Source organism: Turicibacter sanguinis (assembly GCF_013046825.1).
GTDB classification, from domain to species: domain Bacteria; phylum Bacillota_I; class Bacilli_A; order MOL361; family Turicibacteraceae; genus Turicibacter; species Turicibacter sanguinis.
Genome location: NZ_CP053187.1, coordinates 504,022 through 516,382, shown reverse-complemented (window position 1 = coordinate 516,382; position 12,361 = coordinate 504,022). Strand labels below are relative to the sequence as shown.

The 12,361-nt window shown below is 34.3% G+C and carries 7 protein-coding genes; all 7 read left to right on the top strand.

The window, feature by feature from the left end:
• The first annotated feature begins 432 nt into the window (after positions 1-432).
• The 7 genes from HLK68_RS02595 (at position 433) to HLK68_RS02565 (ending at position 12,347) form a co-directional block, all read left to right on the top strand.
• A complete protein-coding gene (locus HLK68_RS02595) occupies positions 433-1,725 on the top strand; it encodes a glycoside hydrolase family 125 protein (protein WP_006783983.1) in 1,293 nt (430 codons plus the stop codon).
• A gap of 24 nt (positions 1,726-1,749) precedes the next feature.
• On the top strand, positions 1,750-4,443 hold the full coding sequence (locus tag HLK68_RS02590; protein ID WP_006783984.1) for an alpha-mannosidase: 2,694 nt from the start codon (positions 1,750-1,752) through the stop codon (positions 4,441-4,443).
• 80 nt (positions 4,444-4,523) lie between these two features.
• Positions 4,524-6,893 (top strand): chitobiase/beta-hexosaminidase C-terminal domain-containing protein, encoded by a 2,370-nt coding sequence (locus HLK68_RS02585; protein ID WP_006783985.1) that lies wholly within the window; start codon positions 4,524-4,526, stop codon positions 6,891-6,893.
• Positions 6,894-6,908: 15 nt separating this feature from the next.
• On the top strand, positions 6,909-8,765 hold the full coding sequence (locus HLK68_RS02580; RefSeq protein WP_009606252.1) for a beta-N-acetylhexosaminidase: 1,857 nt from the start codon (positions 6,909-6,911) through the stop codon (positions 8,763-8,765).
• Between the two features lie 170 nt (positions 8,766-8,935).
• Positions 8,936-10,387: an ABC transporter substrate-binding protein gene (locus HLK68_RS02575; RefSeq protein WP_006783987.1), complete on the top strand. Its 1,452-nt coding sequence runs from the start codon at positions 8,936-8,938 to the stop codon at positions 10,385-10,387.
• An 83-nt stretch (positions 10,388-10,470) separates the two neighbouring features.
• On the top strand, positions 10,471-11,373 hold the full coding sequence (locus HLK68_RS02570) for an ROK family protein (RefSeq protein ID WP_006783988.1): 903 nt from the start codon (positions 10,471-10,473) through the stop codon (positions 11,371-11,373).
• A 23-nt stretch (positions 11,374-11,396) separates the two neighbouring features.
• Complete coding sequence (locus HLK68_RS02565; protein ID WP_006783989.1) at positions 11,397-12,347, top strand: ROK family protein; 951 nt, start codon at positions 11,397-11,399, stop codon at positions 12,345-12,347.
• The last annotated feature ends 14 nt before the right edge of the window (positions 12,348-12,361 follow it).

Below are 12,361 nucleotides of genomic sequence, written 5' to 3'. Positions count from 1 at the left end.
CTAGGATTTTAATTTTTAATATTCTAACTTTTATGATGCTTCATAGATAAATGAAATGGTTAGGAAAGGATTTTTACGTACTAGTCTATTGTGTAATCCAGCCATTTAATATTTTTTATTCAGTTTTAAATTTCAGACATTGGAATCTCATACAAACAGAAAAATAATTCATAAATTTATATTTAATCCCTTTTATCATTAAGATGGATTAGAAGTCTTCTACGTGTAAAAAGCTTATTTAGACTAATATATGTTTTGTACACTATATGTAGAATAAAGCAAGTTGAAAATAAATGATAGCGGTGTTATTGTCTAACTAGAAGATTAAAGAAGATAAAGATAAAAGTTTTCATGTGAGAGGGGCTATTTCAGGTGATAGAAATTCGCTATTAGCAAAGATGAAAACTTTAAATATAGGAAAGGAAGAGTAGGATGGAAAAACAATTACCACAATCAATGCAAAATCTAATTAAACAGGTGGAAGAGAAATTAGGGGATGATCAACAGTTAATTCAAATGTTTAAAAACTGTTATACGAATACGTTAGATACGACAGTTAAAAAGATGGATGATGGAACGACGTACGTTATTACAGGAGATATTCCGGCCATGTGGTTACGAGATTCAGTTTGTCAATTACGTCCTTATTATGTTTTAGCGCAAGAAGATCCTGAAATTACAAAATTAATTGAGGGATTAGTTCGCCGTCAAATGATGTATATTTTATTAAACCCTTATGCAAACGCTTTTAATGAGGCTGATAACGGGAATTGTTGGGAACAAGATGAAACTGATATGTCAGGATGGATTTGGGAAGCAAAATACGAAATTGATTCATTATGTTTCCCGCTACAAATGGCGTATCTATTATGGAAAAATACTGGAACAACTTCTCACTTTGATGAGACATTCAAAGAAGCAGCTTATAAAATTCTTGAAGTTTGGCGTACAGAGCAAGATCATGAAAATCAATCGCCTTATCGCTTTGTTAGAAAAGATTGCTACTACACAGATACATTATCACGTGATGGTAAAGGGGCATTAGTTAAGTCAAACATTGGTTTAACATGGTCAGGATTTAGACCAAGTGATGATGCGTGTATGTATGGTTATTTAATTCCATCTAACATGTTTGCGGTTGTTGTTCTAAATTACTTAGTTGAAATTGCAACTGAAATTTTAAATGATGAAAAATTAGCAGCAGAAGCGAAAGCTTTAGCGGTTGAAATTCGTGAAGCAATTGAAACGTATGGAACGATTGAACATTACAAGTTTGGAAAAGTTTATGCTTATGAAGTGGATGGATTTGGACAATACAATTTAATGGATGACGCGAATTTACCAAGTTTATTATCAATGCCTTATATCGGCTATGTGAGTGAAGAGGATGAGGTCTATCAAAATACACGTCGAATGATTTTAAGTGAAGCGAATCCTTACTTCTATAAGGGAACAGCTGCACAAGGAATTGGAAGTCCACATACACCGATTAATTATATTTGGCATATTTCATTAGCAATGCAGGCTCTTACATGTGAAGATCAAGCCTATAAAAAAGAATTATTGGAAGTGATTAAGCGCACGGATGGTGGAACAGGTTTAATGCATGAAGGATTTAATGTGGATAATCCAAATGAATATACACGTGAATGGTTCTCATGGGCAAATGCCATGTTCTGCGAATTAGTTTTAGATTATTGTGGATATAAAGTAAAAACAAAATAGGGATTGAATAAAAAGGAGAACGTTATGAAAACAGCGCATATTATTTCACATAGTCATTGGGATCGTGAATGGTATTTACCATATGAAAAGCATCACATGTTATTAATTGAATTTATGGATACTTTAATTAATACATTAGAGACGGATCCCGACTATAAAAGTTTCCATTTAGATGGACAAACCTTACTGATTGAAGATTATTTACAAGTTCGACCAGAAAATAAAGAACGTTTAAAAAAATTAATTGAAGCTAAACGTATTCATGTCGGACCTTGGTTCATCCTTCAAGATGAGTTTTTAACAAGTAGTGAAGCAAATATTCGTAACTTACAAATGGGGCATGACTTAGCTCGCGAGTATGGGGAAGTTTGTAAAGTTGGATATTTCCCTGATTCTTTTGGAAATATGGGACAAGCGCCACAAATTTTAAAAAAGGCTGGAATTGAAACAGCAGTTTTTGGGCGAGGTGTTAAACCAACAGGATTTAACAATGAGGTCAGTGATAATGATGCTTATGAATCACCTTATTCGGAAATGTATTGGGAATCAGAGGATGGTTCAAAAGTATTAGCTATTTTATTTGCGAACTGGTACAGTAATGGGCTTGAAGTTCCGGTTGATAAAGAAGAAGCTAAAAAATATTGGGAAAAAAAATTAGCAGACGCAACGAAATATGCAAGTACCCCACATCTTTTATTTATGAATGGATGTGACCATCAACCGGTTCAAACGGATTTATCACAGGCAATTAAAACGGCTCAAGAACTTTATCCAGATGTAGAATTCAAGCATTCGAATTTTGAAGAATATATTGAGGCACTTCATGAAAAATTAGCAGATGATATGACGACGATTACAGGAGAGCTACGTAGTCAACAAACGGATGGATGGTATACATTAGCTAATACTGCTTCCGCTCGCATTTATATTAAACAAATGAATGCTAAGTGCCAAATGATGCTTGAAAAAATGGCTGAACCGTTAGCAACGATTGCGCATAAAGAAGGAAAACCATATCCACATCATTTATTTAAATACGCATGGAAATTGCTAATGGAAAATCATCCTCATGATAGTATTTGTGGATGTAGTGTCGATGAGGTACATCGTGAAATGGTGACTCGTTTTGAAAAAGTGCAGTCGGTTGCTAAACATATCATCGATGAAAGCATGGATTATTTAGTTAGCCAAATAAATACAATGGCATTCAAAAAAGAAAATCAAGAGGTTAAACCATTTGTCATTGCAAATACAAGCGGATGGAATCGTTCAGGCGTTGTTGAAACAGAACTTGAAGTCGCTAAAATGTATTTTAGCGAGGGACCAGTTGTTGAAGTAGTCAAACAAATGCATGAACGCCAACTTCCAACGTATGAAGTGGTCGATGTGCATGGAAATAAAATTCCAGCTACCATTGAAGTTTTACCGAATGCTTTTAATTACGACTTACCAAAAGATCGTTTCCGCCAACCATACATTGCAAAACGTGTCAAAGTGACCTTAGAAGTTCAAGAAATTCCGGCATTTGGATATGAAAGTTTCGCACTTGTAGAGACAAAAGAAGTAAAAGAAGGAGAATCTTCTTTAATCCAAGAGAATTTAACAGTTGAAACACCATTTATGACGGTTCACTTTAATGAAAATGGATCATTACGTATTTTCGATAAAGCAACAGAAAAAACATATGATAACTTCGGAATATTTGAAGATTGTGGAGATATTGGAAATGAATACATTCACTTCATGCCAAAAGATGATACGCCAATTACAACACGCGAGAGTGTGGCAAATATTGAAGTAGTTGAAGATCAATCTTATCGTACGGTAGTAAAAGTTAGTCACACGTTAATGATTCCATCAAAAGCAAATGAAATTTTAGATCAAGAAATTCAAGACTTAGTTGAATTCAAATACCGTAAAGCCTCACGAGGAGAAGAACTGATTCCATTTGAAATCGAAACGTTATACACAATTGAACGTCAAAATCGTGTGATTAAAGCTGTGACTAAATTCAATAATCAAGCCCTTGATCATCGATTACGCGTCTTATTTGAAACGAATATTGACACACCATATCACTATGCAGACTCAATTTTTGAGGTTGCAAAACGTGAAACATTCCCACATGCTGTATGGGAGAATCCATGCAATGCTCAACATCAACAAGCCTTTATTAATGTTCACGATGAAACAGCCGGAGTGACGATTGCAAATAAGGGACTTAATGAATATGAAGTGTTAGGTCAACAATCTAATACGATTGCTGTGACATTACATCGTGGTGTTCGTGAATTAGGTGACTGGGGAGTATTTTTAACACCAGATGCTCAATGTTTAGGAGAGCATGAAGTAGAATTTGCAATTATTCTTCATGGAGATGCTAAGTCACGTTATCAATCTTATACAGAGGCTTACCAATATCAAGTAGATTGGCTAAGCGCAGGCCTTCCAGTACAAGAGGGGGCATTATCATCAACCTATCAGTTTTTAAAAGGAGAATACTTAGAGGTTGTTCCATCTGCTTTAAAGGTTTCAACTTCAAATAATGAACTCATTACAAGATGGTATAACGTTTCGAATGAAGAAGCGATGCTAAAATTAGAAACTGAGGATACCTTATACAAAACGGATTTATTAGAAGAAGAACACTTAGAAAAAACTACAAGTGAAATGAAGTTACATAAAAAAGAAATTTTAACACTCGCACATTTATCATAATGACATTAAAAAATAGAAGTATTTCAAGTAAGAAATACTTCTATTTTTAAAATCATGAGAATTGAGGGGAATCAGTTTGTATGGAGCATGTAGCCATTGTTAATATTTATAATTTTATTCGAAAAACAGTTTATCCATCAGGCCAGTTTGTGAAAGAGGAGCTTGAAACTGTTTTGTATGAGATTGAAGAAACGAAACGTTATGGCTTTTCGGCCACTTATGCGTTAAAGTATGATGCATTGATGGATGAAAACTATGTGGCGCTCTTAAAAGATAACTTAGATGAGTTTGATGAAATCGCCTGCTGGTGGGAAATCGATGAATCACTAGCCAGTAAAGCTTCGGTTAAATGGAAAGGTGAAACACCAGTTGATGACCATGTGAATAAAGGCTATTCATTAGCCTATACAAAAGAAGAACGTATTAAAATGGTTGATGTTTACATGGAAGATTTTAAATCTATCTTTGGTTATTATCCGAAAACAGTTGGATCTTGGGTAATAGATATTGTCACGTTAAAACATTTTAAAGACAAGTATCAGATTGAAGGGGCAGCGATTTGTCGCGATCAAATTGGGACTGATGGTTTTACGTTATCAGGAGGATATTATAACCAGGCCTATTATCCAAGTTTATTTAATGAATTCATGCCAGCTCAAACGAAGGAGCATCAGTTAGATTTACCAATATTCAGATTGTTAGGCGCTGATCCGATTTATGCCTTTGAAGATGGAATCAGAAAATCAGTCTGTGGTGTTTATACACTCGAGCCTGCTGCTACCATTGCTCAAAATAGAGATTGGGTGGAGTGGTTTTTTCAAAGGCAAGTGATGGAAAGTACGATTGGATTTTCATATGTTCAAACAGGACAAGAAAATACGTTTTTATGGGATACGATGTCAAAAGGATATGAGCTTCAAATGAAACATCTAGCTGAAATTGAAGAACCTTATCAGTTAAGAATTCAAACGTTAGCTGAAAGCGCCGCTTGGTATAAACGAAAATATCAGCTAACACCGGTCACAACCTATGCGGCCACAAAAGATTGGAATACCGAAGAGAATTTAAAAACCCTTTGGTATAATAGTCGTTTTTATCGATTAAGTTTCCTTTTTGAAAATGGCAGCTTAATTATTCGAGATTTACATCTCTTCAATGAAAACTATCGCTCACGCTATTATGAAGACGTCTTAACGGAAGAAGAAAGTATTTTTGATACGCTACCTGTTGTGGATGGGCATCAATTTAGTACAGATGACGTTCGAGCAAAAATTCAGTTCTTTGAGCTCAAGTCTCAAGGATTACTAACGGAACTTGAAGGGAATCCAATTCGTTTCGAGAAATTAAATGATTGTGATTACCGAATCACCTGGCTATTAAATAATGGCATAAGCGTCTTGATTACGTGTGAAGAAAATAAGCTTCAGATTAAAACGAATCAGGCGTTTGAACATTCAAGAATTTTATTAGCCATGAAATATTGTCCAGTTTTAAAAGGGATTAAAAACAATGTTTTCAATTTCACACATGAACAATTTGATTATTCTTTGTTTGTAGATCAAGGTGAAATTTTAAATTTAGCTGACTTTGATTTAGCCATTGCCTCAGAAAATGAAGGGTTAGAAATGAGATTTAGTGAACAGCAGTCTTTAGTATCGCAAGCTTTTTTAAATTCAAATATGATTGAGGATTATACGCCTCGAAATAAACAAAATCATTTTATGAAACGAGCATTCAAACCGGTCATTGATCCTAAAGTATCATTAACAGGAATTTATGAATCGGAAGTTTTTAGGATTAAAAATCCTAATAATGAAGGTCAAATTTATTATACGTTAGATGGGACACCTCCAACCAAACAGTCCTTACTTTATCAAAAACCGATTGTTTTAACACAGGAAGGGCAGATTAGGGCTAAAATCTTTGTTGATGGAATGAAGGAAAGTGTGGAAGAAGATGCGGGCTATTTCCAGTCTCAACCGATTAAAAAGATTAAAGGACAAACATTACCGGTGGAGATAAAGAAATATAATCCAAATGGAGTAGAGACGTTAATTGATGGTAAAAAAGGAACAAAGGATTATCGAGACGGTGCATGGCTTGGCTATCATGATGATTTAGATGTTGTGGTAGATTTAGAAAAGGCAACACAGTTTAATCAAATAACAGTAGGCTTTTTACAAGATACTCGTGCCTGGATTTATTATCCCAAAGATGTTTTAGTCGAGGGGTCACTTGATGGGATAAACTTTGAGATAATCGAGATGATTAATTGTGATGAATCGATTGAAAGAAAAGAGATTGCCGTCACAAATATTCAGGTTCAAAAAGCAATGAATTACAGGTATATTAGAGTTTTTGCTAAAAATCAAAGAGTGTGTCCACCGTGGAGCATTTTGCCAGGTGAGGGGCCAACATTCTTATTTGTGGATCAGATTTCAATTTTATAAAAGGGGATGAGTCATTTGTATTTACAACCAATGCCAAGAAGTTATGTGAAAAAGGAAGCAACGAAGTTCTTTTTAGGGACGAATACTGAAATCATTTTATCGAGTCAGTGTAATAGTCAGGATTTAGAGTCAGCTTTATTATTACAGCAACAACTTCATGAGTTAATCGGGTTTCGTTTGAGCGTGACAAAATGTTTTGAAAGAAATTATAGTACGCCATCCATTCGATTCATTAAAGTAGATGAATTAGAGGAAGAAGCATATGATTTAATTATTGAAGAAACTTATATTGAGATTAAGGCAACGACATCAAAAGGGTTATTTTATGGGACTCAAACGTTGCTCCAAATCATTAAGAATGAGGGTGTAGAATTATCAGGTGTTGAAATTAAGGACTGCCCTTATTTTAGAAACCGTGGTTTTTATCACGATGTGACGCGAGGGAAGGTTCCGATTTTAGAAACGTTAAAGTCATTGGTTGATAAACTGGCCCACTATAAAATAAATCAGCTTCAGCTTTATATTGAGCATAGTTTTGCCTTCACCGGGTTTAGTGAGATTTGGTATGATAAAGATCCGTTAACGGCTGAGGAAATTCTTTTGTTAGATGATTATTGTCAAAAGCGACATGTGGAATTGGTGCCATCATTTGCGTTATTTGGGCATTTGTATGAGGTATTGCGAAGTGAGAGTTACAAGCATTTATGTGAGCTAGATGATGAGTCTGAGTTTTCGTTTTATGATCGTATGGCACATCATACGCTTGATGTGAGTAATGAGGCTAGTTTAGAGCTTGTTGAAAAGATGATGGCGGATGTTTTACCGCTGTTTAGTTCGAAGAAGTTTAATATTGGCTGTGATGAAACCTTTGATTTAGGGAAGGGAAAGAGTCATCATTTATTAAATACATTGAATGATGGTGAACTTTATGTTGAGTTTTTAAACAAGATTATTCAAATTGCTAAAAATCACGATAAAGATGTTTTATTTTGGGGAGATGTGGTTTTAAGGTATGAGCATTTACTATCTAAAATTGAGTCACACCCAACTTGTTTGAATTGGAATTATGATTATTTAGTGGAAGAAACAGATACGAAAAAAATTGCAAAAAGTGGGATGCCACAGTATGTCTGCCCTGGTGTAGCGGGATGGAACCATTTAATGAATTTAATGAACAAAGGATATGAGAACATTAGAAGAATGGTAACTTATGCGGTTAAATATGAAGCCGAGGGGGTCTTAACAACAGATTGGGGAGATTATGGACATCTTAATTTATTTGCAAACTCGATGCCATTGATGATTTATGCAGCTGCCACTAGCTGGAATCCATTAGATGAAAGAAGTAAAGACGAGCATTTTAAAGCTATTTCTTTATTAGAGTACCGAGATCAATCGTGTCGTATTGTTTCATTATTAGCGGATTTATCTGAGTGTCAGCAGATGACATGGTATGAGATTGTGAAGTGGAAAGAGAAATTTAATACTCCAATGCGAGATATTATCATTGAGGAGTATACTCGTTTTAATCCACAACAAATTAGAGAAGATGTTCTAAAGGCTCAAGAAATTTATCGAAAAATTAATACTTATTTACCGAAAATCAAATCAGAAAATCAGTTAGATTTTAGAGAATTTTTAATTTCAGCTCAAGGCATTGAGCTATTAAATGATTTTTCTTTGTATTTGTTAAGACATGAATTTAATCGTGAGGATGCTGATCCTGTGAGTGAAGCTAACAATTTGGCACTAAAAATAGAGCGATGGTTTTATGAGTATCAGATTATTTGGAGGGAAAGAAATAAAGAAAGTGAATTAATCCGTATTAGTGAAGTGATTAAATATCTATGTAAATTTTTGCGAAGAATATAGAGTATTTTATCCGTTTGTGTAAACGGTACCCTAAAAGTATGAAATCTGTATTTCAATAGTGAGATTTATTTAAGTAAATGTGGAAAATCTACACTATGAAATGAAAGCGATATATACTAAAATTAAATTGTAAGCGTTACTAAATATTGTTCGGGGAGGAATAGTAATTTATGAAATTTAAAAAACTTATTTCATTTACAACCTGCATGATGGCTGCTACTGCATTATTAGCTGGATGTAGTGGAAACTCAACATCATCATCATCTTCAACTTCATCTAATGGTGAAAAAATCACCACATTAAAGTATTACACTATTGGAGGGGAACCAAAAGATTACGCTCAAGTTATTGAAAAAGCGAATGAATATTTAGGAGAAAAAATCGGGGTAAATCTAGATATGACATTCATTGATTTCAATGATTACAGTCAAAAAATGTCTGTCATCGTGAACTCTGGTGAAGATTTTGACTTAGCCTTCACATGTTCATGGGCAGGAGATTATTTGGGAAATGCTCGTAAAGGTGCCTTTTTAGACTTAGATCCTTATTTAGATACAATAGGAAAAGATATGAAAGAAGCGATCGACCAACGATTCTGGGATGGAGCTAAAGTAGATGGAAAAACTTATGCTGTTCCAACTCAAAAAGAATTAGGAGTAGCACCGATGTGGGTGTTCACTCAGGAGTATGTTGATAAGTATGATATTCCAGTCGATGAAATTCATGCGTTAGAAGATTTAGAACCATGGTTAAAAGTGATTAAAGAAAATGAACCTGATGTTGTACCTTTATACATCACAAAAGGATTCTCATATACAGTATTCTTCGATCAATTAGTAGATCCTGTTGGAATTTCTTTAGATGACAATGGTGAATTAAAAGTCATGAACATGTTTGAAACAGATGAAATGAAACGTGATTTAGAAACATTAAGAAGATACTATCAAGCTGGATATATCAACGCTGATGCTGCAACAGCTCAAGATGATAAATCAATCAAACGTCTTGTAACAAAAGCGGATGGTCAACCATATGCAGATGAAATCTGGAGTGAAAGCTTAGGTTACCGAGTTGTTTCTACACCTATTACTAACACTTGGATTACAAATGGTTCAACAACTGGATCAATGGTTGCTGTTTCTGCTAACTCAAAAAATAAAGAAAAAGCAATTGAGTTCTTAAACTTATTAAATACTGACCCAACAATCCGTAATATGATTAACTATGGTCTTGAAGGTGTTCACTATGAAAAAATTGGAGATAATCAAATCAAATTAATTAATAAAAAAGGATATGACGTTCCTTACTTCTCTTTAGGAAACTTATTTATTACTTATGTAACAGAAAACGAACCTGAAACTAAATGGGATGAATTCCAAGATTTCAATGATGCTGCAAAATCATCACCAGCACTTGGATTCAAATTCAATTCAAAATCAGTTTCAACAGAAATTGCGGCTGTTAACAACGTTTTAGAAGAGTTTAAAGCGACTATCTACAGTGGATCAGTGGATGTAGATGAGTATTTAGAAAAATTAAATACTAAATTAAAACAACAAGGTTTAGATAAAATCATTGAAGAAATGCAACGACAAATTGATGAATGGAAAGCTTCTAAGTAAGGATTAAAAAATAAAAAGGAGATATGAGAATATCTCCTTTTTAAAAAGTAGTTCATGCAAAATGTGTCGAGGAGGAGCATGTCGTGATAGCTTGTATAGATATCGGAGGGACAGCAATCAAAGTTGGTGTTTTAGACTTACAGGGGAAGATAGTAGAAAAAACTTCTCTAGAAGTAAATCATGACTTTAATGGTTTGATTAATAGTTTAGTAAGCTTTGTTGAAGAAGCTAAACAACAGTATAAGGTTACGGGAGTTAGTATTAGTTCACCAGGCGCTGTTGATTCCAAGACTGGCATGGTAAATGGTTCAAGTGCCATCCCATGCATTCATGGTCATAATTGGAAAAAAATTATGGGGGAAGCGACAAACTTACCAATCAGTATAGAAAATGATGCGAATTGTGCAGCACTTGCCGAAGTGTTTAATGGCTCAGGTCAATCATTTAGTGATGTTTTATTTTTAGTTTGTGGGACAGGACTTGGTGGAGCTATTATTCATGATGGAAAAATTCATCATGGAAAAAACCTTCATGGTGGAGAATTTGGCTATATGTTAATGGAAGAAAGAGATGGAGAGTTTTATAATTTCAGTAATGTTGCTTCAACAATGTCTTTTGTTAGAAAAGCCAGAGCCCATTTTCAAGATGATAGCTATGATGGAATTAAAGTATTTGAAGAAGCCACTAAGGGAAATGAATTTTGTCAAAATATTTTAGACCGATTTTATTTAAACTTGGCTAAAGGAATTTTTAATATGCAGTACTTTTATGATCCAGAAATTATTTTAATCGGTGGAGCTATTTCACAACGAGAAGATTTCATCGAAAAGATTAACGAAAAAATCGATTATTTATTAGAAAAAATTGAAATTGCTAAAGTTAAACCTGTCTTAGGGGCTTGTACCCATAAAGGAGATGCAAACCTAATAGGAGCATTAGCTAATTTTATAAGTGAACATCAATCGAATAACTTAGAAAGTAAATAAAATGTGATTTGTGAGGGGATTATATGGAGCCACTATATATTGGTGTCGATTTAGGTGGAACTAAAATTTATACGGCTATCGCTAATGAACGCGGGGAAATCTTAAATGAAGAAGTTGTTCCGACTGAAGCAAGTAAAGGACCGGAACAAATTATTGAGAAAATGATTAGTTCGATTAAAAAAGTTTCAACAGGTATTAATTTAGATAGAATTAAGGCGATTGGAATTGGATCTCCAGGTCCACTAGATGTGAAAAATGGATTAATTGTTTCACCTCCTAATTTACCAATTAGAAATTTTAATGTCGTTGAAGCGATTAAAAATGAATTTCAAATACCTACTTTTTTAGATAATGATGCGAATGCTGCAACTCTTGGTGAATATATTTTCGGAGCTGGTAAAGGATGCGAAAATATGGTTTATATTACAGCAAGTACCGGTGTTGGTGGCGGAGCTATTTTAAATGGAAAACTGTACAGAGGAAGTACATCTAATGCACTTGAAGTTGGACATTCGACAGTTGATCGTAATGGTAGAGCATGTGGGTGTGGAAATCGTGGATGTGTCGAATCGATGAGTTCAGGAATTTATATTGAAAAAATGGCTAGGGATAGTGTTAGTTCAGGAATGGAAACAACGTTAAGTAAGTATGAAACCGTGACAGCTAAAGAAGTTTTCACTGAAGCAACAAATGGTGATGCAGTTGCTAATCAAATTCTTTCTGAAACTTTATCGTATTTAGGAATTGCAGTTGCTAACTGCGCTAATATTTTTGATCCGGATAAAATTGTGATTGGCGGTGGGGTTACAAACGGAGGGCCAATCGTTTTTGAAAAAATTAATGAAGAAATGAATGCAAGATGCCTTGCACCTATTCGTGAAAACTGTAAAATTGAAAAAGCACAATTAGGTGGAAAAGCTGGCGTTGTCGGTGCAATTGCTTTAGCACTTGTAGAGTATCAAGCATTAAATTAAGGAAAGATTAATCA

What these genes read in the sequence shown, in the direction of transcription:
- HLK68_RS02595 (WP_006783983.1), top strand. Translation starts at nt 433, where the DNA reads ATGGAAAAACAATTACCACAATCAATGCAAAATCTAATTAAACAGGTG.
- HLK68_RS02590 (WP_006783984.1), top strand. Translation starts at nt 1,750, where the DNA reads ATGAAAACAGCGCATATTATTTCACATAGTCATTGGGATCGTGAATGG.
- HLK68_RS02585 (WP_006783985.1), top strand. Translation starts at nt 4,524, where the DNA reads ATGGAGCATGTAGCCATTGTTAATATTTATAATTTTATTCGAAAAACA.
- HLK68_RS02575 (WP_006783987.1), top strand. Translation starts at nt 8,936, where the DNA reads ATGAAATTTAAAAAACTTATTTCATTTACAACCTGCATGATGGCTGCT.
- HLK68_RS02565 (WP_006783989.1), top strand. Translation starts at nt 11,397, where the DNA reads ATGGAGCCACTATATATTGGTGTCGATTTAGGTGGAACTAAAATTTAT.